A 24,215-nucleotide genomic window follows, 5' to 3' on the forward strand; every position below is an offset into this window, starting at 1 on the left:
GCCAGACCAGCCCGGCCCAGTACACCCAGCTTTACGCGGGTACAGCGGTAGCTTTAGGCCAAAGTCACCCGGGCAAACTTGCGCTTGCCCACTTGCACCACAAAACTGCCGGCTGGCAGCTTCAGGCCCTTGTCTTCGATCACCACGCCGTCGACGCGCACACCGCCGCCGTCGATCAGGCGGTTGGCCTCGCTGGTCGAAGGCGCCAAATTGGCCTGCTTGAGCAGGGCGCCAATGCCCAGTGGGGCGCCGCTCAGGGCGACTTCGGGGATATCGTCGGGGATACCGCCCTTGCTGCGGTTCATGAAATCTTGCTCAGCCGCCTCGGCCGCTGCAGCGCTGTGGAAGCGTGCGGTGATTTCCTTGGCCAGCAGCACCTTGGCATCCTTGGGGTTGCGACCGCCTTCGATCTCCAGCTTGAGCGCGGCGATTTCCGGCAGGCCCATGAAGGACAGCAAGGTGAACCAGTCCCACATCAGGTCGTCCGAGATCGACAGCACCTTGGCAAACATGGTGTTGGCGTCTTCGGTGATGCCGATGTAGTTGTTCTTGGACTTGGACATCTTGTGCACGCCATCCAAGCCCACCAAGAGGGGCATGGTGAGCACACACTGCGACTCCTGGCCGTACTCGGCCTGCAGATGGCGGCCCATCATCAGGTTGAACTTCTGGTCGGTACCGCCCAGCTCCAGATCGCTCTTGAGCGCCACCGAGTCATAGCCCTGCAGCAGCGGGTACAGGAACTCATGCAGGCTGATGGAGCTGCCTTCGTGGAAACGGGTGTGGAAGTCGTTGCGCTCCATCATGCGCGCGACGGTGTACTTGGCCGACAGCTCGATCATGCCGCGTGCGCCCAGCTTGTCGCACCACTCGCTGTTGTAGCGCAGCTCGGTCTTGCTCGGGTCCAGCACCTTGTAGGCCTGCTCGCGGTAGGTCTCGGCATTCAGCTGGATCTGCGCGGCCGTCAGCGGCGGGCGGGTGCTGTTGCGGCCCGAGGGGTCGCCAATCAAGGTGGTGAAATCACCGATCAGGAAGATCACGGTGTGGCCCAGATCCTGCAGCTGGCGCATCTTGTTGAGCACCACGGTATGGCCAATGTGGATATCGGGCGCGGTGGGATCCAGGCCCAGCTTGATGCGCAGCGGCACACCGGTGGCCTCGGATCTGGCCAATTTTTTGACCCATTCCTCCTGCGGCAGCAGCTCATCCACCCCACGCAGACTTACCTGCAAAGCCTCTTGCACACGGTCGGTAACAGGGTAAGTTGTAACAGTCGATTGATTCATATGGGGTTTCTCAGGTTGCCAACAAAGCCAAGGGCGTTATACTCCAGCCCTTGCGTTGCAGCGTTTTATTCTAGCCGCGTCTGTCAGACGATGTCCCAAGGGGACTTCATCCAGACCCGCGAACGCTGTACCTAAGTTTTTTTGTGCCGTCTTGTTAAAAAACCGCTACCGCGCCTGCAGACGCGGTTTGTTTTGGGCTCCGACTACGCAGCCGACAAGAGGCAATCCATAACCGGGATGGAACATTGAATAACGGATTCATCACCGCTGGCGGCCTCGTCATTCGCCAGCTGGTCAATACCGCCCAAGCTCACCCCAAGCGTCTCGCTGCAGCCCTCGCCGTCATGTTGATGACCGGCGGTGGCGCAGCTTTTGCCGTTGCTGAGCTGGGCCCCAACCCCTCCGACATGCCTGTGCAGACCGTGCAATACCCAGTCGAGTCGCTGGCGTCGGACATTGCGATCGCAGACCTGGTCGATGGACCAGGTTTTTCTTTGTACCGCACCGATGAGGTGCGCAGCAACGACACCCCGGAGTCGCTGTTGCGTCGCCTGGGCGTGGCAGACCCGGCCGCGGCGGCCTTCATCCGCAGCAATGCCAAGGCCCGCAGCGCCATCATCGGCAAGGCCGGCCGCCAGGTCACTGCCGAGACGACCCAAAGCCACGAGCTGACCACCCTCACGGTGCGCTGGGCGGGTGACAGCAGCGATGTGTTCCAGCGCTTTAGCATCCGCAAAGCCGATGGCAAGTTCGACACCCTGACCGAGTTTCTGCCGCTGACCCATGGCACGCGCCTGTCGGGCGGCATCATCCGCAGCTCGCTGTATGCCGCCACCGATGCGGCCAGCCTGCCGGACAACGTCTCCAACCAGATGGTCGAGGTGTTTGCCGACAAGATCGATTTTCGCCGTGCGCTGCGCGCCGGTGACCGCTTCTCGCTGGTCTACGAAACCCTGGAAGCCGATGGCGAAGTGCTGGGTACCGGCCGCCTGCTGAGCGCCGAGTTCCGCAACAACGGCAAGACCCATGAGGCGCTGTGGTTCCAGGACTCGCCCAAGGACAAGGGCGCCTATTACAACTTTGCCGGCGAAAGCGGCGAGCGCAGCTATATTGGCTCTCCGGTCAAGTACACCCGTATCTCCAGCGCCTTTGCGATGCGCGTCCACCCCATCCACAAGACCTGGTCGGCCCACAAGGGTACCGACCTGGCTGCCCCGCAAGGCACGCCCGTGCGTACCGTGGGCGATGGCCTGGTCACCTTTGCCGGCGTGCAAAACGGCTACGGCAATGTGATCTACATCGACCACGGCAACAAGCACGAAACCGTCTACGCGCATTTGAGCCGCATCGCCGTCAAGCAAGGCGCGCGCGTGGACAAGGGCGACGAGATTGGCGCCGTCGGCCAGACCGGCTGGGCCACCGGCCCGCATTTGCATTTTGAGTTCCGCGTCGCCGGTGAGCAGCGTGACCCGCTGGCCATGGTGGCCGAAAGCGAAACCAGCAAGCCCATCGGCCGCCAGGCCCGCGCCAAGTTTGACAACCTGGCCAACAGCATGCGCTTGGCCCTGAACGACCAGATGCTGATGCTCGAGACCAGCGCCAACCAGTAAGCCGGTAATCAGCGCGTAACAGCCGCTGCCACCGCCCCCAGGCCCCCACAATCTTGCTATTGTTGGGGCCTTTGCTTTTGCAGCCTGAACAACGATGACTGAACGCTTTATTGGCCTGATGTCCGGCACCTCGCTGGATGGCGTGGATGGTGTGATTGCCCAGTGGCAAGCAGGCCGCATGGAGGTGCTGCAATACGCCAGCACCGGTTTTGACCCCGCCTTGCGCGCCGAGCTGCTGGCGCTCAACAGCGCGGGCGAGCAGGAGCTGCACCGCGCCGCACTGGCCGGCAACGCACTGGCCCGCAGCTATGCCCAGGTGGTGGACCGGCTGCTGGCGCGCAGCCAACTGCAGCCCTCCGACATCACCGCCATTGGCGCCCATGGCCAGACGGTACGCCACCAGCCCGGTCTGTGGGATGGCACGGGCTACACCTTGCAGCTCAACCACCCTGCGCTGCTGGCCGAGCTGAGCGGCATCGCCGTGGTGGCCGATTTCCGCAGCCGCGATGTGGCGGCGGGCGGCCAGGGCGCACCGCTGGTGCCCGCCTTCCACCACAGCGTGTTTGGCGGCGCGGGCGCGATGGGCAGCCTGCGCTGGGTGCTCAACATCGGCGGTATCTCCAACATCAGCCGCCTCCAAGGCGATGACATCCGAGGCTGGGACTGCGGGCCCGGCAATGCACTGATGGACCACTGGTGCCAGCTGAACACCGGCAATCCCTATGACGACGGCGGCCACTGGGCGGCCAGCGGCCAGGTGATTCCGGCCCTGCTCGCGGCCTTTATGGAGGAGGCTTTTCTCCACCTGCCTCCCCCCAAGAGCACCGGGCGTGACCTGTTCAACCCCAGCTGGCTGGCCCCCTTGCTGGAGCGCCATGCGCCCGGCGCGGCGCCTGCCGATGTGCAGGCCAGCCTGACCGCCTTCACGGCGCTGGCGATTGCGCAAGATATGCAGCGCCATGGCGCAGCCGAGGGACAGACCTTGGTCGTCTGCGGCGGGGGCGCGCTCAACCAGCACCTGATGCAGCGCCTGGCCGATCTGCTGCCTGGCGTGGCGGTGGACAGCTCAGCCGCCCACGGCCTGCCCCCTTTGCAGGTGGAGGCCAGCGCCTTTGCCTGGCTGGCACGCCAGTGCTGGCAAAGCCTGCCCGGCAACGTGCCAGCGGTGACCGGCGCGCGTGGTCCCCGGGTGCTGGGTGCTATTTATCCGCGCTAAGAACCTGTCAGCCGCTAGGCTTTTAAGCATCCCCGCCATCCGGCGCGGGCTTGACCGGCTCATCCTTGTCGAGCTGGCTGAAGACCAGGGTAGCGGCCAGGGTCATCAAGGCCACCGTCAAAAAGGTGGCGTGGATGGCGCGCAGTGATTTGTCCGGGTCGGCCATCCAGCGGTCGGCATAGCCCGACAGCAGAGCGCCGGCCAGGGCCACGCCAATGCCCATGGCCAGCATCTGCACCATCGACAACAAGCTGTTGCCGCTGCTGGCAAACTCGCCATCGAGGTCCTTCAGGGTGACCGAGTTCATCGCTGAGAACTGCATGGAGTTGAAGCCGCCAAACACAAACAGCTGCAGCAGCAGCAACCACGGCGGCTGACTGGCACTGGTCCAGGCAAAGCTGGCCAGCATGATCGCCACCATCACCGAGTTGACCTGCAGCACGCGGCGGTAGCCGAAGTGCTGCACCGTCTGTACCGCAAAGCGCTTGACCAGCATACTGCCCAGCACGGTGGCCAGCATCATCATGCCGGCATTCATCGGCGGCATGCCCAGGCCCACTTGCAGCAGCAAGGGGATCAAAAACGGCGCAGCACCCGTGCCGAAGCGGGCAAACAAGTTGCCCAGCAGGCCTACACGCAGCGAGCGCACCCGGAACAACAGCGGCGGAAACAAAGGCTCGGCCACGCGCAGCGCATGCATCCAATAACTGGCCAGGCTGGCTAGGCCAAACACCATCAGCACGACCACCAAGGCCATGCCCAGGCCCATGCCGGACATGCCATCGAGCGCCACCGAAATGGCCACCATGCCAAACGACAGCAGCGCATAGCCGACGCCATCAAACTTGCGCGGCACTGTCCAGGTGGTCTCCGGCATCCAGCGGCGCGCGGCCCAGACGCCGAACAGGCCGACGGGCACATTGATCCAGAAGATCCAGTTCCAGGTCGCCACTTCCACCAGCCAGCCGCCCAGGGTCGGGCCCAGCAAGGGGCCGACCTGGCCGGGAATGGCGATAAAGCTCATCGCGCGGATGAAATCCCCCTTGGGGTGGCTGCGCAGCACCGCCAGCCGCCCCACCGGCAGCATCATCGCCCCACCCACCCCTTGCACCACCCGCGCCGCAATCAAAAAGCCCAGGCTGGGCGAGAGCGCGCACAGCACCGAGCCCAGCACGAACAAGGCAATCGCCCACATGAACACCCGCCGCGTGCCAAAGCGGTCGGCAATCCAGCCCGAGGCCGGAATCAGCATGGCTGTGGTGAGCGAATAGGCAACGATCACCGACTGCATCTTCAGCGGGCTTTCCCCCAGCGAATGCGCCATCGTCGGCAAGGCGATATTCAAGATGGTGGAATCCAGCGACTGCAGAAAAAAAGCAATCGCCACCAGCCACAGCAAACGCTCCTTATGGGGCGCGATGGGCGCGGGCGGCAGACCGGTGGGCAGATGTGGGGTCAGGGGAGCGGACATGGGCAAAACAAAAGCCGCTGTTAAACAGCGGCTTGTGGCAAGGGATGGGGCCAGAGGGCAAGCAATGCAGCCATGCCTCCGATCATAGACTGCGCGGGCTTATACCGAGAAGCTCGATCCGCAACCGCAGGTGGTGGAGGCGTTCGGGTTCTTGATCACGAACTGCGCACCCTGCAGGTCTTCCTTGTAGTCGATCTCGGCGCCCAACAGGTATTGGTAGCTCATCGCATCGATCAGCAACGACACGCCATTCTTGCTCATGGTCGTGTCGTCTTCGTTGGCGATCTCGTCAAAGGTAAAGCCGTACTGGAAGCCGGAGCAACCGCCGCCTTGCACGAACACGCGCAGCTTCAGATCCGGATTGCCTTCCTCGGCGATCAGATCGGCCACCTTGGCCGCAGCGCTGTCGGTAAAGACAATCGGGGTGGGCATTTCCGTCATGGTGTTTTCAGCAACTTCGCTCATGGGAGACGACTCCTGTCTTATTTGATGTACTGCAAAGAATGGTACTCCAATCGCATGTTTTTCACAGCCGATGCGCTGGGTGACGCCAATTGCAGTGTGGGAATACCCTGAAAGGCTTTTGCAGAGTCTGCGCCCACCCTTGGTGACGCGGCTGGTGCAGAGGCTGCAGCCAGCCATAAAAAAACCGCCCCGTGGGGCGGTTCTTGGCAAGTAGCCCAGCGATTAACGCTTGGAGAACTGCTTTGCGCGGCGTGCAGAGTGCAGACCGACCTTCTTACGCTCGACTTCACGGGCATCACGGGTCACAAAGCCGGCTTGGCTCAGTTGTGGCTTCAGTGCTGCGTCGTAATCGATCAGGGCGCGGGTGATGCCGTGGCGGGCTGCACCGGCTTGGCCGGATTCACCGCCGCCGTGGACATTGATCTGGATGTCGAAAGTTTCGACATTGCCGGTCAACACCAGGGGCTGCTTTGCAATCATGATCGAGGTTTCACGGCCGAAATATTGCTGAATGTCTTTGCCATTCACAACAATCTTGCCGGAGCCCTTCTTCAGAAACACACGGGCGACGCTGGATTTGCGACGGCCGGTGCCATTGTTCCAATCACCAATCATCTCGGGACTCCTTAGATTTCCAGCACTTTAGGCTGTTGGGCGGTGTGAGGATGCTCATCACCACCGTAGACCTTCAGCTTCTTGATCATGGCGTAGCCCAGAGGACCCTTGGGCAGCATGCCCTTGACAGCCTTTTCGAGAGCGCGGCCAGGGAACTTCACTTGCATGTCGCGGAAGTTGGTGGCAGTGATGCCGCCTGGGAAGCCCGAATGACGGTAGTACACCTTGTCCGTGTTCTTGGTACCAGTGACCTTGATCTTGGAGGCGTTGATGATGACGATGTAGTCACCGGTGTCAACGTGAGGTGTGTAAATGGCTTTGTGTTTGCCGCGCAGACGGAGTGCCACTTCGCTGGCGACACGTCCGAGCACCTTATCGGTGGCGTCAATCACAAACCACTCGTGTTGCACCTCAGCGGGTTTTGCGCTGAATGTAGACATGAGTTTTCTCTTTCAATAGAGGGTTTGGCGAATCCTTTTCCGCGGTCGGTGCTTCTTCTAGACGCAACTCTCGTCGCGCAGGAAGCCTCTTAGGCGGTACTCCCTTGCGTGCGGCGCCTGGGCACAGCACGCAAAGTCCTCGCCGCGGGATTCATAAAAATCGCTGCGAAGCTCTCCATTATAAAAGTTTTTCGCCAAGACGTAAAGTGCCTCCTTACATCCCTGTAAAGGGCCCGATTCGGACATTTTTTTGGTGTTTTTGCGGCCTGTAGCAGCTGCTGCATGCCCCTTTAGAGCCGTAGCGTGGCGCATATCGCTACCATTGGCGCCCTATGTTCAGTTACCGCCACGCCTTCCATGCCGGCAATCACGCCGATGTGCTCAAGCACACCATCCTGATTGCCTCCCTGCAATACATGACGCAAAAAGAGGCGGCGCTGGTTGCACTGGATACCCATGCCGGGGCGGGCCTGTACCGCCTGGACGGCGACTACGCCACCACCAGCGCCGAAGCCGATGAGGGCATTCGCCGTCTCGAAGGCGCCAAGGACCTGTGCCCCCTGCTGCAGGACTATGTGGACATGGTCAAAGCTTTTAACACCAGCAGCACCTACAAGGTCTACCCGGGTTCGCCTTTTATCGCGCAGCGTCTGCTGGGCGACCGCGACAAGCTCAAGCTGTTTGAGCTGCACCCCACCGACTGCCGCTCGCTGAGCGGCAACATCGCGCAGTTGAAGGCGGGCCGCCAGATCCAGGTGTTGCTGGAAGACGGCTTTGAAGGCATCAAGAAATTCCTGCCTCCGCCATCGCGCCGCGCCTTTTTGCTCTGCGACCCCAGCTACGAGATGAAGACCGACTACGGCCGCGTCATCGACATGGTGGCCGACAGCCTGCTGCGCTTCCCCACCGGCACCTATGCGGTCTGGTACCCGATCATTCCGCGCCCAGAAGCGCATGACCTGCCGCGCCGCCTCAAGACCCTGGCCAACAAAGCCGGCAAGAGCTGGCTCAATGCCGAGCTGACGGTCAAGAACAGCAAGATCACCACCGCCATGCGCCAGGGCGAAGAAAAGCGCCCCGGCCTGCCCGCCAGCGGCATGTTCCTGATCAACCCGCCCTTCACCTTGAAGGACCAGCTCAAAGTGGCCCTGCCCCAGATGGCCGAGCTGATGCAGCAAGACAGCAATGCCGGCTATGTGCTGGAGAGCGGCGGCAAGTAAGCGCTTGAGGCGGCGGAGGTAGCTGGGGGCAAGGCCCACAGCCACCAACGAAAAACGCAGGCCATCCACCAGGATGCGCCTGCGTTTTGTATTCCGGGTTCTGCAGTGTTACTTTTTGCGCCGTGCCGCAGGTGCTGCCTTGGCAGGCTTGGCCCGGGACTTGGTAGCGGGCACTACCGCACGCACGCGGCCATGGTGCTGTGCTGCCTTGCTGGCATGCTGACCCCGGGGGGCCGCATCACCGGCCAGCGCACCGCTGCCGCGCCGCCCGGCCAGCACAAACGAGGGGCAGCTATCGTCATCGTCTTCCAAAGTCCACAGCTCCACCGGCTTGATACCCAAGCCCAGCATGCCCAGCTCCTGGGCAGCGCCCTGGCTCAGGTCAATGATGCGGTCGCCCGCATAAGGCCCCCGGTCATTGATACGCACGACCACCGCTTTGCCGGTGACCATGCTGCGCACACAGACCTGGGTGCCAAACGGCAGGGTTTTGTGGGCAGCCGTCAGACCGCCTTTGTCAAAGCGCTCGCCATTGGCCGTCTTGCGGCCATGGAACTGGCCGCCATACCAAGAGGCCATGCCTTGTTGGTCGGAGCTGCGGTAGGGATCTTGCTTGAGTTCAGAGGGAATATCGGGCACATCCCAGGGGCGGGAGCGGCCATCGATGCTGCTGAGCGGCGCCGAAGGCGGCAGCACCAGGCCCAAGCCTCGGCGCTCGCCCGCCAGTGCGGCCAGCTCTTCAGGGGCCGTTGTCGTAATTGCGGCCTCTGCCGCTGAGCGCTCGGGTGGGGGCGAAGCGGCTGCAGGCTTCGCCAGTGGTTGGCTCTCACCGCTGGTCGGCGCAGGCGCTGTCCCCGCGTCATCGCTGGGCACGTGCACGCAGCCGCCCGCCAGCATGGCCACGCTGACAGCAGCCAGCCAGCACCGGCAGAACGATAGGTTGGATGACGGCAACAACAACTCCCTGGTCTTTCAGCGTTCGGGCGCAATCAAGGCCACCACGCTGCAAGATTCCGGGGGCTGTTGGTTACAGCCCCAGCCGGTCGCAGATCGCCAGGGTGGCTGCGCTTTGGTTCATGGTGTAGAAGTGCAGGCCCACGGCACCACGGCGGCGCAGGTCCTCGCACATCTGGCTCACGACATCCAGCCCAAAGGCGCGGATGCTGGCCACATCATCTCCATAGCCTTGCAGTCGCAGACGAATCCAGCGCGGGATCTCGGCACCGCAGGCATCCGAAAAGCGCAGCAGCTGCGTCGATCCGGTGATCGGCATAATACCCGGGATGACCGGCAGGTCTACCCCGCGTTTTTGTAAATCTTCTTGAAATCTGCAAAAGGCATCCGCGTTGAAGAAGTACTGCGTGATGGCCGAATCCGCACCCGCTTTGACCTTGGCCAGAAAGGCCTGCAGGTCCGCTTCGGGGTTTCTGGCCTGCGGATGCATCTCCGGATACGCGGCCACTTCGATGTAGAAATCGCTGCCGAATTCGTCGCGAATAAACGTCACCAAATCACTGGCGTAGTGGAACTCGCCGCCCAGGCCATAGCCGCTGGGCAGATCACCGCGCAAGGCCACCAGGCGCTTGACGCCCATGTCCTTGAGCTGCTGCAGCTGCGCGCGCACCGTCTGCTTGGTCGCACCCACGCACGAGAAGTGCGATGCCGCGTCAAACCCCTCTTCCAGGATCGCCTTGACCACGCCAAAGGTGCCCTCTTGCGTGGAGCCGCCGGCCCCATAGGTCACCGAGCAGAACTGGGGCTTGCGCGCATACAGCGCCTGGCGCACCACACGCAGCTTGTCTGCGCCTTCAGGCGTCTTGGGCGGGAAAAATTCAAAACTGATGGGAAAGGTCATGGCCGTCTTCCAAGTCGTCAATACTCAGCGCTCGTTGCGTTTTTTCTGCTTGCCGCGTGCCGGGCCGGGCTGCCCAAAACTGGCCGCCTCCGGGTCCACATACAGCTCTTGCAGATCGCGTTTGGCACGCATATCGGCACGCGATGGGCGCTTGGCAGCCACCTTCTTGGCAGGCGCTGCAGGCGCATCCGCGTCCGCAGCGGCAGGCACCACCGCCTTGACGACCGCACCTTGCTGGGCATGCACAAAGAACTCATGGTTGCCGTCACCGCCATCAATGGCCGAATCCAGCCAGTGCTTGACCTCCAGGCCCAGCTCGGCCAAGCAAGTGCGGATGCGCTGCTCCACTTCAACGTACAAGGCCTTGTCGCGCACAATGCCGCCCTTGCCAATCTGGCCGGGCTGCAGCTCGAACTGGGGCTTGACCAGCATCAGCAGCTGACCGCCGGGCTTGAGCACACTCACCACCGCTGGCAACACCAGGGTCAGCGAGATAAAGGACAGATCGCCGGTCACGAAGTCAAACTCCGGGCGGATATCGACGTTCTCGGTGCCCGGGCGGCGGCGGCGCTCCACAGGGGCCGTGCCTTCGGCCTTGGCGCGCTGCTTGGCACTGCGCTCGGCCTTGAAGTCCTCGATCTCCTGCTCTTTCGCGTCCTGGCTGTCGTCGTATTCTTCGCTCACCTGGCCGCCATTGCGCATCCAGGCATAGGGGGCGACGGGCTGGGTGTCGTTGTCTTCTTCGTCCACGACGATCTCGCACAGCGCCAGCTCACAGGCCGCTTGCAAAGCATCGGCCGTCAGCGCGCGGGCATTGAAGCCTTCCACGCAGACCACGCGCTCATCCCCGCGCAGGCGTTCGTGCAACTGGGCGGTGCCCACATCCACACCAATCACCTGCTGGGCACCCGCTTGCAGCAGGCAGTCGGTAAAGCCGCCGGTGCTTTGGCCTACATCCAGGCAACGCAGGTCCTTGACCACCAGGCCGGTCGCCGCCAACGCGCCTTCCAGCTTCAGGCCACCGCGCGAGATGTACTTGGCTTCCGAATCATCGAGCAGCTCCACCTGGGCGCCTGCCGGGATCTCGTCGCCGTTCTTGGCGACCTTGATCCACGGGGCCAGCGGGGTCGTGCGCCACTGCACACCGGCAGCAATCAGGCGCTGGGCCTGCGAGCGGGTCGACGCCAGGCCCGTTTCCACCAAAAACACATCTGCGCGCATGCGCGTTCCTTCAATCAAAGCGACTGGCCCGCAAAGCCGACAAGGCAGCGCTGGGCGTCATCAAAATAAATGCCCCCTGAAAGGGCTGCAGCGCCTGCTGGCACCTCAAGAGGATGCCAACAGGCGCTGGGATTACCGCTTCAATTAGTAGCGGTAGGTTTCAGGCTTGTAAGGGCCTTGCTTGGTCACACCAATGTAGTCGGCTTGCGACTGGGTCAGCTCGGTCAGCTGCGCGCCCACCTTCTTCAGGTGCAGACGGGCAACCTTTTCGTCCAGGATCTTGGGCAGCACATAGACCTTGCCCACTTCGTAGGCATCAGGGCGGGTGAACAGCTCGATCTGCGCCAGGGTTTGGTTGGCGAACGAGTTGGACATCACAAAGCTGGGGTGGCCGGTGGCGCAACCCAGGTTCACCAGGCGGCCCTTGGCCAGCAGGATGATCTTCTTGCCATCGGGGAAGGTGATGTGGTCGACTTGCGGCTTGATCTCTTCCCACTCGTACTTCTCGATCGATGCGACATCGATTTCGTTGTCAAAGTGACCGATGTTGCAGACGATGGCCTCGTCCTTCATCGCGATCATGTGCTCGTGGCGAATGATGTCCTTGTTGCCGGTGGTGGTCACGAAGATGTCGCACTTGTCGGCGGCGTACTCCATGGTCACAACCTTGTAGCCTTCCATAGCGGCCTGCAGCGCGTTGATCGGGTCGATCTCGGTCACCCAGACCTGGGCGCGCAGCGCAGACAGTGCCTGGGCGCAGCCCTTGCCCACATCGCCGTAGCCAGCGACCACAGCGACCTTGCCAGCGATCATCACATCGGTGGCGCGCTTGATGCCGTCCACCAGCGATTCGCGGCAGCCGTAGAGGTTGTCGAACTTGGACTTGGTCACCGAGTCATTGACGTTGATCGCGCGGAACAGCAGCGAGCCATTGGCCGACATTTCGTTCAAGCGGTGCACGCCGGTGGTGGTCTCTTCGGTCACGCCCATGATCTGGGCCGACTTGCGGCTGTACCAGCTGCCATCCACGGCCAGCTTGGCCTTGATGGCGGCAAACACGATCTTCTCTTCTTCGCTGCCGGGGTTGGCCAGCACGGAGAGGTCCTTCTCGGCCTTCTTGCCCAGGTGCATCAGCATGGTGGCATCGCCGCCATCGTCCAGGATCATGTTCGGGCCTTCGCCTTCGGTGCCCTTGGCGCCGAATTCGAAGATCGCGTGGGTGTAATCCCAGTAGTCCTTGAGCGACTCGCCCTTGATCGCATACACCGGCACGCCGGTCTCGGCGATGGCTGCAGCGGCGTGGTCCTGGGTCGAGAAGATGTTGCACGATGCCCAGCGCACTTGGGCGCCCAGGGCCGTCAAGGTCTCGATCAGCACGGCCGTCTGGATGGTCATGTGCAGCGAGCCGGTGATGCGCGCGCCCTTCAGGGGCTGGGCAGCAGCAAACTCTTCACGCACGGCCATCAGGCCAGGCATTTCGGTTTCGGCGATCTTGATTTCCTTGCGGCCCCAGCCGGCCAGGGAAATATCGGTAATCGCAGAGTCAGCGGGATTGAAACGAACAGCAGCGTTCATGGTTTTCTCCAAAAATTGAATGAAAAACCACGTTCCGCGGAAGAAGGGGAAAGACCATCTCACCGCACAGAAAGCGTGGGTGAGCGTCGTTGCGAGATGAAATCCGAGCCTCACGCCCCATGGTGGTCTGGCGCCTGGCCAGACTGGGAAACGTTGCAACGCTCCTCGGATGGAACGAGATTATAAGGGCATCAGCCCTGTAACCCCACCAGGCGGTAGCCCACTTGCAGCTCGGTGAGCAGATGCCGGGGCTGGGCCGGCTCGGCCTCGATCTTCTGGCGCAAGTTGGCCATGTGCACACGCAGGTAGTGGGGCCGGTCCAGGTACTCCGGGCCCCAGACCTGCAGCAGCAGCTGGCGGTGGGTCAGCACCCGGCCCTGGCCGGCGATCAAGGCCGCGAGCAAACGAAACTCAATCGGTGTCAGATGCACCGCCACGCCCGCCTGCTGCACCTCGTGCGTGGCCAGATCCACCTCCACCTCGCCAAAGCGCACCGTGCTGCCAGGCCGCTCGCCCGCGCTGCGCTGGCCTCGGCGCAGCATCACACGCAGGCGCGCCAGCAGCTCGGGCACGCCAAAGGGCTTGCTCAGGTAGTCATCCGCGCCGGCATCCAGTGCGGCCACTTTTTCGTCTTCCTGCTCGCGGGCCGAGAGCACCAGCACGGGCAGGCTGCTCCAGCCGCGCAGCTCGGTGATCACCGTCTTGCCATCGGCATCGGGCAGGCCCAGGTCCAGCACCAGCGCATCGGGCTGCCGGCTGGCCGCCTCAATCAGGCCGCGCCGGGCGCTGTCGGCCTCAAAGACCTGCCAGCCTTCGTCCTCCATGGCCAAGCGCACAAAACGGCGGATATTGGGGTCATCATCCACCAAGAGGATGCGGGGGGCTGCAAGCGTCATGCGCCCGATTGTGACAAAAAACCGGGGTGGTTTGCGCCTGCGACCTGGGAGGAAGCAGGCACTTCGCTACACTTCAGCACCCCGGCCCTGCTCCTGCCCCGCCGCCAGCTCCATGTTTGCCTCCCCCTCCACCCCCCCTCCACAAACCCAAGGCTGGTGCCCGGGCGCCTGGCAGCCCATGGCCTCTGGCGATGGCCTGGTGGTACGGGTGCGCCCGCCGCTGGGCCGGCTCAGTGCCGCGCAGGCGCTGCAGTTGGCAAACCTGGCCGGCCAGCATGGCGCAGGCGTGCTGGAGCTCACCAGCCGCGCCAACATCCAGCTGCGCGGCATGGCCACCGCGCAGCATGGCGCCGTGCTCGATGCGCTGGCCACCCAGGGCCTGCTCGACCGCGATGCCCGCCAGGAGCAGCTGCGCAACCTGGTCATCGACCCCCTGTGCCAGCCCGGCGATGGCGTGCTGGCGCTGGCCGAGGCGCTACAACAGGCCATGGCATCCGATACCGCATTGGACGGCCTGCCTGCCAAATTTGGCATGTCCATCGCCAGCGGCCGCCATGCCGGCCTGGCTGAGGTGGCCGCCGATCTGCAACTGACCCGCCATGGCCCCCATCGCTGGCTGCTGCAGGTGCCCGGCCAGACCGGGGCCTGGCAGGCCGCCCACCCATCGCAAGCGGTGCAAGCCGCCTTGGCCCTGGCCCGCTGGTGCGCGGCCCAGGCTCGCGCGCGGCGTGCTGCGGGCGATCACCCGGGCCGCCTGCCCTCGCTGCTGCGCCAGGCCCAGGCCAGCCCGGGCAGCCTGTCCCCGCTGGCCATGCCCTCTGGCCTGAGCGCGGTACCGGTGTCCCTGCCTGCAGGCGGCACCCCAAAACCTGGCTGGCAGTACGGTCTTGGCCTGCTGGTGGCCGCGCCGCTGGGCCGAGTCGCTGCCGATGCGCTGGCGCGCCTGGCGCGCAGCGGCATCGCCGGCCTGCGGCTGACCCCCTGGCGCATGCTGCTGGTCGAAGGCCTTGAACCCCAAGGCATAGAAGCGGCGGGCCTGAACAACCCAGAACACTGGATCACCGATCCGCAAGATGCCCGGCTGCGCGTCTCGTCCTGCAGTGGTGCGCCCGCTTGCCACCAGGCTTTGGCGCCCACACAAGATCTGGCGCTGGCCTTGGCGCCCCATGTGCCCGATGGCGCGCACCTGCATGTCTCGGGCTGCAGCAAAGGCTGCGCGCGCCAGTTGCCCGCCACGGTCACCTTGGTGGCCCAGGCAGGCAGCACCGAACCCACGTTTGGACGGATCCGCCAGGCATCCGCGCAAGCCGTCCCCGATTCCCGCTGGAGCGCACGCAGTCTGCGCGACAATCCCCGGCTGTTGTTTGAAGAAATTTGATGGTTCATACCTACGAAACCAATGGCGCCGAGATTTATCGGCAGTCCTTCGCCACCATCCGCCGCGAGGCTGATCTGCAGCGCTTCACCCCCGGTGAGGAGCGCGTGACGGTGCGCATGATCCATGCCGCCGGCATGGTGGAGCTGGCCGCGCATGTGCAGTTTTCTGCCGGCGTGGTGGCTGCCGGCCAGCGCGCGCTGGAGGCCGGTGCCCCCGTGCTCTGCGATGTGCGCATGGTCAGCGAAGGCATTACCCGCTCGCGCCTGCCCGCAGGCAACCCTGTGATCTGCACCCTGCACGAGCCCGGCGTGGCCGAGCTGGCGCAGAAGATGAACAACACCCGCAGCGCTGCGGCGCTGGAGCTGTGGCGCCCGCACCTGGCCGGTGCCGTGGTGGCCATTGGCAACGCGCCTACCGCACTTTTTCACCTGCTTAACATGCTGCAGGACCCGAGCTGCCCCCGGCCTGCGGCCATCATCGGCTTCCCGGTGGGCTTTATTGGCGCGGCCGAATCCAAGCAGGCGCTGATGCAGGACCTGCCGGTGCCCGCAATGATTGTGCGCGGGCGCCTGGGCGGCTCGGCCATGACCGTGGCTGCTGTCAACGCCATGGCCAGCCATGTTGAATAAAGCCAGCCTCGCCGCCCCAGGCATCATCTGTGTGGGCCTGGGCCCGGGCGACCCCGAGCTGATGAGCATCAAGGCCGACCGCTTGGTGCGCGGCGCCCGCCATGTGGCCTTTTTCCGCAAAAAAGGCCGGCCCGGCAAGGCGCGCCAATTGGTCGACGGCATGCTCAGCGGCCAGGCCGCCGAGTACCCGATGGAGTACCCGGTGACCACCGAAATCCCGGTGGACAGCCCCGCCTATGTGCAGCAGCTGGCGCAGTTCTACGACGACTGGTGCCTGCGCCTGGCCGCACTGGCCAAACATGAACAAGTCATCGTGCTGTGCGAAGGCGATCCCTTTCTCTACGGCTCCTTCATGCACCTCTACACCCGGCTGCGCGCAAGGGGCGATGTGGACCTGCAGGTGGTCCCCGGCATCCCCGGTATGGTGGGCTGCTGGCATGCCACCGGCGAGCCCATCACCTGGGGCGACGATGTGCTCAGCGTGATGACCGGCACCTTGTCCGAGGACGAACTGGTGCGCCGCATGGATACGGCCGATGCGCTGGTCGTCATGAAGGTCGGCCGCAACCTGCCACGCATCCGCCGCGCACTGGCCCGTGCCGGCCGCGCCGATGCCGCCTGGCTGGTGCAAAACGGCACCACCGACCAGCAGCAGGTCGCCCGCCTCAGCGACGTGGGCGACGAAGTTTGCCCCTATTTCGCCATCGTGCTGGTGCACGGCCAGGGCCGCCGCCCGGAGGCCGCATGGTAAGTACCGGCCAGCTGACCATTGCCGGCCTGGGCCCCGGTGACCTGGACCAGATCACGCCCGCCGTGCTGCAGGCCTTGCTGGCGGCCGACGATGTCGTGGGCTACTTCCCCTATGTAGCGCGTGCCCAGGCCTTGATCACGCAGAGCGCGCCCGCTGGCAGCCGCCAGCCGCAATGGCTCGCCTCAGACAACCGGGTCGAGCTGGACCGCGCCCAACAGGCGCTGGCGCTGGCCGCCCAGGGCCGGCAGGTCGTGGTGGTCTCGTCTGGTGACCCGGGCGTGTTTGCCATGGCATCGGCGGTGTTTGAAGCCATCGAAAGCGCCGAGGGGCCGCAGGCGCAGGACTGGCTGACGCTGGACGTGCAGGTCTTGCCCGGCGTCACCGCGATGCTGGCCGCCGCCGCCCGCGCAGGCGCCCCGCTGGGCCATGATTTTTGCTGCATCAACCTGTCGGACAACCTCAAGCCCTGGCCGGTGATTGCCCGCCGGGTGGCGCTGGCGGCCGAGGCCGATTTTGCGATGGCCTTTTACAACCCGCGCTCGCAAAGCCGGCCGCAGGGGTTTGTGCGCCTGCTGGAGCTGCTGCGCGCGCATTGCGAGCCCGAGCGCCTGCTGGTGTTTGCCCGCGCCGTCTCCACGCCCGAGGAATCGCTGCAGGTCTGCCACCTGGCCGATGCCCAGCCCGAGATGGCCGACATGCGCACGGTGGTGCTGGTCGGCAATAGCCTCACCCGTCGCGTGGGCCGCTACACCTATACGCCGCGCTACTACGGCAATGTGGATGGCAAGGCGCCATGACGGAGCCAATGCAGCACGGCCGCCACCTTTTCGGTGCGCGGCCGCAAGGGCAGCACGGGCCGCTGCACCATCACGACCGGCAGGCCCAGCGCACGGGCGGCATCGATCTTGCCGCGCGTGGCAGAACCGCCGGCATTCTTGGCCACCAGCCAGGCAATGCCCTGCTGCTGCAGCAAGGCCAGGTCGTCTTGCAGGCTGAAAGGGCCCCGGCCCAGCACGACGGTGTGCCGGGGCAGCGGCAGGCTGCCGGGCAAGGGTGCATCGACCAGGCGCAGCAGGTAATGGTGCTGCGGGTAAGCGGCAAAGGCATCGAGCTGTTTGCGCCCCACGGCCAAAAACACCCGGCTGGGCGCCTCGGACAGCGCGCTGGCGGCATCGGCCATGCTGGCCACTTCCGTCCAGCGGTCGCCGGGCTGCGCCTGCCAGGGCGCACGCTCCAGCGCCAGCAAGGCGGTGCCGGTGGCGGCGCAGGCCTCGCAGGCATGGCGGCTCATCTGCGCGGCAAAGGGATGGGTGGCATCCACCACATGGCTGATGCCTTGGGCGCGGATAAAGGCCGCCAGGCCTTGGGCCCCGCCAAAGCCGCCACTGCGTGTGGGCAGGGGCTGGGCCAGCGGTTGCTGGGTCACGCCGGCGTAAGAGAAGCAAGCCCGCACCCCCGCTTGGTGCAGGGCCTGGGCCAACTCGCTGGCGCCGCTGGTGCCGCCCAGCAGGAGAACATGCGTCATGGCTGATCCGTGGTTGACATTGATAGGGTTGAACGAGGATGGATTGTCAGGCCTCAGCCCGGCAGCCAAGTTGGCATTGGACCAGGCCGAACTGGTATTTGGCGGCCCCCGCCATCTGCAGCTGGCCAACATCGATGCCCGTGGCCGCCCCTGGCCCCAGCCTTTTGATGTGGCCCCGCTGCTGGCCGAACGGGGCAAACGGGTAGCAGTGCTGGCATCTGGCGACCCCTTCTGGTATGGCGTGGGCGGCAGCCTGGCGGCGCATTTGTCGCCGCAGGAATGGCGCTGCCATGCCCAAACCTCAACATTTTCGCTGGTTGCCGCCCGCCTGGGCTGGCGACTGGAGGCCTGCGACTGCCTGGGGCTGCATGCCAGCCCGATTGCACAGTTGCTGCCCCGCCTGGCCCCTGGCCGCCAGCTGATCACCCTGCTGCGCGATGGCGCTGCCGTGCTGCAGCTGGCCGATTGGCTCAGCCACGAAGGCTGGGGCCAGAGCCCCTTGTGGGTCATGGAAGCCGTAGGCGGCCCGCGCGAGCGCTGCCGCATGCTGCGCGCCGACGAGGCCGCTGCTGCACTGCAGGCCGACCCGGCGCAAGCGCCGGTGACGGTGGCCTTGATCGCCCAAGGTGGCGCTGCGCTGCCAGCGGTGCCCGGCAGGCCCGACGACTGGTATGCCCACGATGGCCAGATCACCAAAGCACCTGCACGTGCGCTGACCCTGGCCACCCTGGCCCCCCGGCGGGGCGAGCGGCTGTGGGACATTGGCGGCGGCTCGGGCTCGGTCGCCGTGGAGTGGTGCCTGGCCGGCGGCCTGGCCACCAGCATCGAGCAGCATGCTGCGCGCGTGGCCAATATCCGCAGCAATGCCGAGCGCTTTGGTCTGCAGGCCAGCATGCAAGTAGTGCACGGCCTGGCGCCGGAGGCTTTACTAAATCTACCTGCGCCGCAAGCCGTGTTTGTTGGCGGCGGTTTTGATGCGGCGCTGTTTGCGGCATTGCGCGCCCATATGCCCGCAGGCTGCCGCTTGGTGGTGAATGCGGTGACCTTGGAAACCCAGGCGCTCTTGGTGCAGCTGCATGGCGAGCGGGGCGGCCAGCTGCTGCAGCTGGAGCTGTCGAGCGCCGCAGCGCTGGGCCGCATGCGCAGCTGGAAGGCCGCGCGCCCGCTGGTGCAGTGGAGCTGGCAGGCATGACCGGGCCAGCGCCCCACCGCTGCGTGGTGCTGGGGCTGGGTTTGCGCGCGCAGGCCCAGGCGGCCGACCTGCAGGCGCTGTGGCTGCAAGCCCGGCAGCAGCAGCCCGCATTGGAAAATTTTTGCGCAGTCGCCGTGCTGCAAGGCAAGGAGCAGCGGCCGGCGCTGCAGCAGTGGGCCGCGCAGCTGCCGTTTGCGGTGGCGATGCTGGCGGTGGCGCAAGAGGCCCTGCCCGCGCAGCCGGTGGTCACGCAGTCGCCCCGCCTGCTGGCGCGCTACGGCACCGGCAGCGTGGCCGAGGCGGTGGCGCTGTCGGCTGCCGCGCCCGCGCCCCGCTTGCTGCTGGCCCGCCTGGTGGCTGGCGATGGCAGTGCCACCCTGGCTGCCGCGCTGCGCGAGCGCGGCACCACCCCCTATTGTTGTCTGGCAGCGGGCCTGCGCCCGGCTGATCCACAAACCCAAGGAGTTACGGCATGACCGTGCATTTCATCGGCGCCGGCCCCGGCGCTGCCGACCTGATCACCGTGCGCGGCCGCGATCGGATGGCCCGCTGCCCCGTCTGCCTGTATGCGGGCTCGCTGATCCCGCGCGAGCTGCTGGCCCATTGCCCGCCAGGTGCGCGCATCGTCAACACCGCATCGATGAGCCTGGACGAGATCATGGAAGAAATCCGCACTGCCGATGCGCAGGGCCAGGATGTGGCGCGCCTGCATTCGGGCGATCTGTCGGTCTGGTCGGCCATGGGCGAGCAACTGCGCCGCCTGCGCGCGCTGGGCATTGCCTACAGCGTGACGCCGGGCGTCCCCTCGTTTGCCGCAGCGGCCGCCACCTTGGGGGCCGAGCTGACCTTGCCTGGCCTGTGCCAATCCGTGGTGCTGACCCGCACCTCGGGCCGCGCCACCGCCATGCCCGAGGGCGAGCAACTGGCCGCCTTTGCCGCCACGGGTGCGGTGCTGGCGATTCATTTGTCCATCCATGTGGCCGAGAAAGTGCAAAGCGAGCTGCTGCCGCACTACGGCGCCGACTGCCCGGCCGCCATCGTCTGGCGCGCCAGCTGGCCCGATGAAACCGTCGTGCGCACCAGCGTAGGCCAACTGGCCCAGGCCGTCGCTGCCAGCATGGAGCGCACCGCCATCATCTTGGTGGGCCGCAGCATCAGCGCCGAGGATTTTGGCGAGAGCCGCCTCTACGCCACCGACTACGACCGCCGCTACCGGCCCCAGGGGACAGAGCCGCGCTTTCCGGCGCCACAGGCCGCTGTGGATACCGCCACCGACCGGCCGCTCGCATCAAGCCAATCGGATACCGAAGGCCAGGCATGAGCAGCGCGCTGCCGCCTGTGGCGCTGAGCCTCATCGGCATCGGCACCGGCAACCCCGACCACCTGACCCGCCAGGCCATTGCGGCGATGAATGCGGCCGACCTGCTGCTGCTGCCCCACAAGGGCGAGGACAAGGCCGAGCTGGCGGCCCTGCGCCTATCCCTTTGCGATGCGGTGCTGCAGCAGCCCGGGCCGCAAATCGCCGGCTTTGATATGCCCGAGCGCCGCAGCCAGGGCGATGACTACCTGAACCAGGTCGATGAATGGCATGCCGCCATCACCCTGCGCTGGCAGGCGGCCATTGCCCAAGCCTTAGCCAGTGGTTTGGCAGCACGTGCCAGCAATGGCGTGCTGCAAGTCGCGCTGCTGGTCTGGGGCGATCCATCGCTCTACGACAGCACCTTGCGCATTGCGGCGCGCATGCAGCCTGCGCCGCTGCAGGTCACGGTTATCGCAGGCATCACCTCGATGCAGGCACTCACCGCCGCGCATGCGATTGCCGTCAATGACATTGGCCAGCCCTTTACCGTCACCACCGGCCGCCAGCTGCGCGAGCAAGGCTGGCCGGCAGGGGTGGACACGCTAGTGGTGATGCTGGACGGCCAGTGCAGCTTTAACTGCTTGTCCGCCGAACAAACAAAGGATGTCTACATCTGGTGGGGTGCCTACCTGGGCATGGCCCAGCAGTGCCTGGAGCAGGGCCCGCTGGCCGAAGCGGCCGAGCGCATTGTGGCTACGCGCGCAGCGGCACGCGCGGCGCATGGCTGGATCATGGATATCTATTTGCTGCGCCGCTTACCCGGCGATCAACCGCCCACTCAATCCAGCGCAGGCTGAGGCAGCACCGGCAGCGCCACGCTGAACACCGCGCCTGGCCCCGGCTCCGCCGCAGCGGCGCTCAAACCGCCGCCATGGGCCTGCACAATGCGCTGGGCCAGCGCCAGGCCCAGGCCAATGCCGGAGATGCTGGACTCCGTATGGCCCCGGCTGAAGGGCTCGAACAGCTGCTCGGGCGCCAGGTGTGCTGGCAGGCCTGGCCCCCGGTCTTGCACCCGCAGCAGCAGCTGATCGCCCTCGACCTGCGCGGTGACCTGCACGGCAGTGCCCACCGGCGTGTACTTGCTGGCGTTGTCCAGCAGGTTGACCAGCACCCGCTCCAGCATCGCCGCGTCAATCCACAACAGCGGCAAATCGGGCGGCAAGTGGACCTGCACCGGGTGCTCGGCCAGGCGCCCGCCCAGCTGGCGCAAGGCACTGCCGACCAGCTCATCGACGGGGATCCAGGCGCGCTGCAGGTGTACGCCGTCCTGCTGCAACCGGGCCATGGCCAGCAGGTTGTCCACCAATTGCTGCAAGGCCTGGGCCTGGTTGCGGATCTGCACCAGCATGTCATGCGCCGGGCCGGGCGGCGCATGGGGCAAGCCGGCCTGGGCGGCACCCAGGATGCTGGTCAGCGGCGTGCGCAAGTCATGCGATACCGACGACAGCAAGGTGTTGCGCATGCGCTCGCCCTCCATCGCCACCTGGGTCTGCTGGGCCACCTCGACAAAATGCACGCGCTCCAGCGCCAGCGCGATCTGGCTGGCACAGGCATCCAGCAGGCGCCGCTCTTCGGGCACGCGCAGGCGCTCGGGTGTGCGCAGCTGCAGCACCAGCACGCCGCGTGCCCGCACCGGCGCCATCAGCGGCACATACAGCGCGTCCGACGCGGCCAAGGTATCTGTGCCCCGGCCGGCCATCTGGCTGTGCTCCATGCTCCAGCGGCCCACGCTGGGGTCCATCGCCGCTTCACTGCCCGGCGCCACTTGCAGCTGCTCTTGCGCATCGGGCAAGAGCAGGCCGGTGCGGGCATCGAGCACGCCGGCCATGGTGGTCAGCGCCGTCTGCACCACCTGCGCCTGGGTGAGCGCCCCCGACAGATCACGGGCCAGGCGCGCCAGTGCGCCTGCACGGCGCTCCCGCTCGGCCGCCACCCGGGCCTCATGCCGCAAGCGGGCCATGAGCTGGCCACAGACCAGGGCCACGCCCAGCATCAGGCAAAAGGTGAAGATGTACTGGGTGTCGTTAACGCCAAAGGAGTTGCGCGGCGGCACAAAGTAAAAATCAAACAGCAGCACCGACAAGAGCGCCGCCCAAGCGCCCGGGCCCCTGCCCCAGCGCAAGGCCGACAGCACCACCACCAGCAAAAACAGCATCACTACATTGGCCGGATCAAACACCTGCAGCAGCACCTGGGCCAGCAGGGCTGCGGCGCAGCAGGCCAGGCTGGTGCCCAGGTAGCCCCTCCATGCCCAAGGCGCCTCAGGCGTGGCGACGGGCTCGGGCCGGTTGCGCGGGCGGGGCACCGACAGCAGCAGCACATCGAGGCCCGGATCCAGCCGGGCAATCTGCTCGGGCAGGCGTGTAGACGCCCAGGGCCACCAGCGTGTGGCCGTGGGCGGCACCCGGGCGAGCACCAGATGGCTGGCATTGCGCTCACGGGCAAAATCGACCAAGGCCACCGCAACCTGCGCGCCCGGGATGGTGGCGGTATCGGCGCCCAGGCGGGCGGCCAGGGCCAGGGTTTTGAGCACCGCCTCCTGCGAATGGGGCGAGCGGTGCTGGCGTGCGGGCGCGTCCACATAAACCACCATCCAGTCGGCCTCCAGCCGCCGGGCCAGGCGCGCTACCTGGCGCACCAGGGCATCATCGCCGGCCTGGCCACCCACGGCGACCAGCAAGCGCTCGCGCGTCGGCCAGACATCGCCAATGGCGCGCTCACGCCGGTAGTCGCGCATGTCTTCATCGACCCGGTCGGCCGTGCGGCGCAGCGCCAGCTCACGCAGGGCCAGCAAATTGCCCAGGCGGAAAAAATGGTGCGATGCCCGCTCGGCCTGCTCCAGCGGGTAGATCTTGCCGGCCTTGAGGCGCTTGAGCAGCTCCTCGGGTGGCAGGTCGACCACGATGACTTCGCTGGCGTCGTCAAAAATATGGTCGGGCACGGTCTCGTGCACCTGGATGCCCACAATGCCGCTGACCACATCGTTGAGGCTTTCCAGATGCTGGACATTGACGGTCGTCCAGACGTCGATGCCCGCTTCCAGCAGCTCCTGCACATCCTGCCAGCGCTTGGGGTGGCGTGAGCCCGGCGCGTTGCTGTGGGCCAGCTCGTCGAGCAGCAGCACCTGCGGGTGGCGCGCCAGCGCTGCGTCCAGGTCAAAGGCCTCACGCTGCCGGCCCTGGTGGGCCAGCAGGCGGCGGGGCAGCAGCTCCAGGCCATGGAGCTGCTGCACGGTCTCGGCCCGGCCATGGGTTTCGACCAGGCCCACCAGCACCTGCCGCCCCGCCTGGCGCTCGCGCTGCGCGGCCGCCAGCATCGCATAGGTCTTGCCCACCCCAGCATTGGAGCCAAAGTAGATGCGCAGCTTGCCCCTGGCCGCCTGTTGCTGGTCGGCCTTGAGCTGGGCGACCAGCGCGTCCGGATCGGGCCGTGCTGCAGGTGCGTTGGGGGTGCTGGGGTTGCTTGCCATGGTCGCTATTGTGGGGGTTGCTACTGCTGCTCTCCAAACCT

At 65.5% G+C, this 24,215-nt stretch carries 23 protein-coding genes and 1 riboswitch; of the genes, 11 read left to right on the top strand and 12 right to left on the bottom strand.

The annotated features are described in order from the left end of the window. Positions 1 to 53 precede the first annotated feature (53 nt). On the bottom strand, positions 54 to 1,286 hold the full coding sequence (gene tyrS, locus M2375_RS10120) for a tyrosine--tRNA ligase (protein ID WP_259165649.1): 1,233 nt from the start codon (positions 1,284 to 1,286) through the stop codon (positions 54 to 56). Positions 1,287 to 1,531: 245 nt separating this feature from the next. On the opposite strand from tyrS, the gene M2375_RS10125 reads away from it, so the two are divergent. Together M2375_RS10125 and M2375_RS10130 are read left to right on the top strand one after the other, a co-directional pair. Further along, positions 1,532 to 2,896 carry a M23 family metallopeptidase gene (locus M2375_RS10125; RefSeq protein WP_259165650.1) on the top strand — a complete coding sequence of 455 codons (1,365 nt, stop codon included), beginning with the start codon at positions 1,532 to 1,534 and terminating at the stop codon, positions 2,894 to 2,896. Between the two features lie 94 nt (positions 2,897 to 2,990). Further along, complete coding sequence (locus tag M2375_RS10130; protein ID WP_259165651.1) at positions 2,991 to 4,112, top strand: anhydro-N-acetylmuramic acid kinase; 1,122 nt, start codon at positions 2,991 to 2,993, stop codon at positions 4,110 to 4,112. A 22-nt stretch (positions 4,113 to 4,134) separates the two neighbouring features. Here the strand turns inward: M2375_RS10130 and mdtD are convergent, their stop codons facing one another. From mdtD to rplM, 4 genes are all read right to left on the bottom strand, one after another. Continuing rightward, the gene (gene mdtD / locus M2375_RS10135) at positions 4,135 to 5,583 is read right to left on the bottom strand and encodes a multidrug transporter subunit MdtD (protein ID WP_259165652.1); all 1,449 of its coding nucleotides are present in this window, start codon (positions 5,581 to 5,583) and stop codon (positions 4,135 to 4,137) included. 99 nt (positions 5,584 to 5,682) lie between these two features. Further along, positions 5,683 to 6,048 carry an iron-sulfur cluster insertion protein ErpA gene (gene erpA, locus M2375_RS10140; RefSeq protein WP_259165654.1) on the bottom strand — a complete coding sequence of 122 codons (366 nt, stop codon included), beginning with the start codon at positions 6,046 to 6,048 and terminating at the stop codon, positions 5,683 to 5,685. Between the two features lie 222 nt (positions 6,049 to 6,270). After that, positions 6,271 to 6,663 (bottom strand): 30S ribosomal protein S9, encoded by a 393-nt coding sequence (gene rpsI, locus M2375_RS10145; RefSeq protein WP_259165655.1) that lies wholly within the window; start codon positions 6,661 to 6,663, stop codon positions 6,271 to 6,273. 11 nt (positions 6,664 to 6,674) lie between these two features. Further along, the gene (gene rplM / locus M2375_RS10150; RefSeq protein WP_021026901.1) at positions 6,675 to 7,103 is read right to left on the bottom strand and encodes a 50S ribosomal protein L13; all 429 of its coding nucleotides are present in this window, start codon (positions 7,101 to 7,103) and stop codon (positions 6,675 to 6,677) included. Between the two features lie 332 nt (positions 7,104 to 7,435). Between rplM and M2375_RS10155 the strand changes: the two genes are divergently transcribed. Further along, a complete protein-coding gene (locus M2375_RS10155; RefSeq protein ID WP_259165656.1) occupies positions 7,436 to 8,323 on the top strand; it encodes a 23S rRNA (adenine(2030)-N(6))-methyltransferase RlmJ in 888 nt (295 codons plus the stop codon). Between the two features lie 108 nt (positions 8,324 to 8,431). Here M2375_RS10155 and M2375_RS10160 read toward each other — a convergent pair whose 3' ends face one another. The 5 genes from M2375_RS10160 to M2375_RS10180 form a co-directional block, all read right to left on the bottom strand. Then, positions 8,432 to 9,277: a septal ring lytic transglycosylase RlpA family protein gene (locus M2375_RS10160; protein ID WP_259165657.1), complete on the bottom strand. Its 846-nt coding sequence runs from the start codon at positions 9,275 to 9,277 to the stop codon at positions 8,432 to 8,434. Positions 9,278 to 9,350: 73 nt separating this feature from the next. Continuing rightward, entirely contained in the window at positions 9,351 to 10,178 is an 828-nt protein-coding gene (metF, locus tag M2375_RS10165; protein WP_259165658.1) for a methylenetetrahydrofolate reductase [NAD(P)H], read from the bottom strand. Between the two features lie 24 nt (positions 10,179 to 10,202). After that, positions 10,203 to 11,399 (bottom strand): TlyA family RNA methyltransferase, encoded by a 1,197-nt coding sequence (locus tag M2375_RS10170; RefSeq protein ID WP_259165660.1) that lies wholly within the window; start codon positions 11,397 to 11,399, stop codon positions 10,203 to 10,205. Positions 11,400 to 11,543: 144 nt separating this feature from the next. After that, the gene (gene ahcY, locus M2375_RS10175) at positions 11,544 to 12,974 is read right to left on the bottom strand and encodes an adenosylhomocysteinase (protein ID WP_259165664.1); all 1,431 of its coding nucleotides are present in this window, start codon (positions 12,972 to 12,974) and stop codon (positions 11,544 to 11,546) included. Positions 12,975 to 13,048: 74 nt separating this feature from the next. Next, positions 13,049 to 13,147: riboswitch (S-adenosyl-L-homocysteine riboswitch) on the bottom strand. An 18-nt stretch (positions 13,148 to 13,165) separates the two neighbouring features. After that, positions 13,166 to 13,870, bottom strand: a complete 705-nt coding sequence (locus M2375_RS10180) for a response regulator (protein ID WP_259165667.1) — start codon at positions 13,868 to 13,870, stop codon at positions 13,166 to 13,168. A 112-nt stretch (positions 13,871 to 13,982) separates the two neighbouring features. Between M2375_RS10180 and cobG the strand changes: the two genes are divergently transcribed. The 4 genes from cobG to cobJ are packed head-to-tail and all read left to right on the top strand — an operon-like array spanning position 13,983 to position 17,425. Next, positions 13,983 to 15,248, top strand: coding sequence for a precorrin-3B synthase (gene cobG / locus M2375_RS10185; protein WP_259165669.1), 1,266 nt, complete (start codon positions 13,983 to 13,985; stop codon positions 15,246 to 15,248). Continuing rightward, positions 15,248 to 15,877, top strand: a complete 630-nt coding sequence (locus M2375_RS10190; protein ID WP_259165671.1) for a precorrin-8X methylmutase — start codon at positions 15,248 to 15,250, stop codon at positions 15,875 to 15,877. The genes cobG and M2375_RS10190 overlap by 1 nt, the downstream gene beginning before the upstream one ends. Then, on the top strand, positions 15,867 to 16,628 hold the full coding sequence (cobI, locus tag M2375_RS10195) for a precorrin-2 C(20)-methyltransferase (RefSeq protein ID WP_259165673.1): 762 nt from the start codon (positions 15,867 to 15,869) through the stop codon (positions 16,626 to 16,628). The genes M2375_RS10190 and cobI overlap by 11 nt, the downstream gene beginning before the upstream one ends. Further along, positions 16,622 to 17,425 (top strand): precorrin-3B C(17)-methyltransferase, encoded by an 804-nt coding sequence (gene cobJ, locus M2375_RS10200; RefSeq protein WP_259165674.1) that lies wholly within the window; start codon positions 16,622 to 16,624, stop codon positions 17,423 to 17,425. The genes cobI and cobJ overlap by 7 nt, the downstream gene beginning before the upstream one ends. Here cobJ and M2375_RS10205 read toward each other — a convergent pair. Continuing rightward, a complete protein-coding gene (locus tag M2375_RS10205) occupies positions 17,395 to 18,153 on the bottom strand; it encodes a cobalt-precorrin-6A reductase (RefSeq protein ID WP_259165677.1) in 759 nt (252 codons plus the stop codon). The genes cobJ and M2375_RS10205 overlap by 31 nt on opposite strands. Between M2375_RS10205 and cbiE the strand changes: the two genes are divergently transcribed. From cbiE to cobF, 4 genes are read left to right on the top strand one after another with little or no spacing between them, the layout of a single operon-like run. After that, the gene (gene cbiE, locus M2375_RS10210) at positions 18,152 to 19,345 is read left to right on the top strand and encodes a precorrin-6y C5,15-methyltransferase (decarboxylating) subunit CbiE (RefSeq protein ID WP_259165679.1); all 1,194 of its coding nucleotides are present in this window, start codon (positions 18,152 to 18,154) and stop codon (positions 19,343 to 19,345) included. The genes M2375_RS10205 and cbiE overlap by 2 nt on opposite strands. Next, positions 19,342 to 19,821 carry a cobalamin biosynthesis protein gene (locus tag M2375_RS10215; RefSeq protein WP_259165681.1) on the top strand — a complete coding sequence of 160 codons (480 nt, stop codon included), beginning with the start codon at positions 19,342 to 19,344 and terminating at the stop codon, positions 19,819 to 19,821. The genes cbiE and M2375_RS10215 overlap by 4 nt, the downstream gene beginning before the upstream one ends. Further along, complete coding sequence (cobM, locus tag M2375_RS10220) at positions 19,818 to 20,666, top strand: precorrin-4 C(11)-methyltransferase (protein ID WP_259165683.1); 849 nt, start codon at positions 19,818 to 19,820, stop codon at positions 20,664 to 20,666. The genes M2375_RS10215 and cobM overlap by 4 nt, the downstream gene beginning before the upstream one ends. Next, positions 20,663 to 21,502, top strand: coding sequence for a precorrin-6A synthase (deacetylating) (gene cobF / locus M2375_RS10225; protein WP_259165685.1), 840 nt, complete (start codon positions 20,663 to 20,665; stop codon positions 21,500 to 21,502). Before cobM ends, cobF begins: the two co-directional genes overlap by 4 nt. Here the strand turns inward: cobF and M2375_RS10230 are convergent. After that, a complete protein-coding gene (locus M2375_RS10230) occupies positions 21,484 to 24,174 on the bottom strand; it encodes a sensor histidine kinase KdpD (protein WP_259165686.1) in 2,691 nt (896 codons plus the stop codon). The genes cobF and M2375_RS10230 overlap by 19 nt on opposite strands. Between the last annotated feature and the right edge of the window lie 41 nt (positions 24,175 to 24,215).

The sequence above is a fragment of the Comamonas sp. BIGb0152 genome (assembly GCF_024809975.1).
Taxonomy (GTDB): Bacteria; Pseudomonadota; Gammaproteobacteria; order Burkholderiales; family Burkholderiaceae_C; genus Comamonas.

Coding starts and splice junctions, on each gene's coding strand:
- cobM (WP_259165683.1), top strand. CDS start 19,818: ATGACCGTGCATTTCATCGGCGCCGGCCCCGGCGCTGCCGACCTGATC.
- M2375_RS10155 (WP_259165656.1), top strand. CDS start 7,436: ATGTTCAGTTACCGCCACGCCTTCCATGCCGGCAATCACGCCGATGTG.
- rpsI (WP_259165655.1), bottom strand. CDS start 6,663: ATGATTGGTGATTGGAACAATGGCACCGGCCGTCGCAAATCCAGCGTC.
- M2375_RS10130 (WP_259165651.1), top strand. CDS start 2,991: ATGACTGAACGCTTTATTGGCCTGATGTCCGGCACCTCGCTGGATGGC.
- rplM (WP_021026901.1), bottom strand. CDS start 7,103: ATGTCTACATTCAGCGCAAAACCCGCTGAGGTGCAACACGAGTGGTTT.
- M2375_RS10180 (WP_259165667.1), bottom strand. CDS start 13,870: ATGACGCTTGCAGCCCCCCGCATCCTCTTGGTGGATGATGACCCCAAT.
- tyrS (WP_259165649.1), bottom strand. CDS start 1,286: ATGAATCAATCGACTGTTACAACTTACCCTGTTACCGACCGTGTGCAA.
- M2375_RS10215 (WP_259165681.1), top strand. CDS start 19,342: ATGACCGGGCCAGCGCCCCACCGCTGCGTGGTGCTGGGGCTGGGTTTG.
- cobG (WP_259165669.1), top strand. CDS start 13,983: ATGTTTGCCTCCCCCTCCACCCCCCCTCCACAAACCCAAGGCTGGTGC.
- cobF (WP_259165685.1), top strand. CDS start 20,663: ATGAGCAGCGCGCTGCCGCCTGTGGCGCTGAGCCTCATCGGCATCGGC.
- ahcY (WP_259165664.1), bottom strand. CDS start 12,974: ATGAACGCTGCTGTTCGTTTCAATCCCGCTGACTCTGCGATTACCGAT.
- cobI (WP_259165673.1), top strand. CDS start 15,867: ATGTTGAATAAAGCCAGCCTCGCCGCCCCAGGCATCATCTGTGTGGGC.
- M2375_RS10230 (WP_259165686.1), bottom strand. CDS start 24,174: ATGGCAAGCAACCCCAGCACCCCCAACGCACCTGCAGCACGGCCCGAT.
- M2375_RS10205 (WP_259165677.1), bottom strand. CDS start 18,153: ATGACGCATGTTCTCCTGCTGGGCGGCACCAGCGGCGCCAGCGAGTTG.
- M2375_RS10190 (WP_259165671.1), top strand. CDS start 15,248: ATGGTTCATACCTACGAAACCAATGGCGCCGAGATTTATCGGCAGTCC.
- mdtD (WP_259165652.1), bottom strand. CDS start 5,583: ATGTCCGCTCCCCTGACCCCACATCTGCCCACCGGTCTGCCGCCCGCG.
- M2375_RS10170 (WP_259165660.1), bottom strand. CDS start 11,399: ATGCGCGCAGATGTGTTTTTGGTGGAAACGGGCCTGGCGTCGACCCGC.
- erpA (WP_259165654.1), bottom strand. CDS start 6,048: ATGAGCGAAGTTGCTGAAAACACCATGACGGAAATGCCCACCCCGATT.
- metF (WP_259165658.1), bottom strand. CDS start 10,178: ATGACCTTTCCCATCAGTTTTGAATTTTTCCCGCCCAAGACGCCTGAA.
- cbiE (WP_259165679.1), top strand. CDS start 18,152: ATGGCTGATCCGTGGTTGACATTGATAGGGTTGAACGAGGATGGATTG.
- cobJ (WP_259165674.1), top strand. CDS start 16,622: ATGGTAAGTACCGGCCAGCTGACCATTGCCGGCCTGGGCCCCGGTGAC.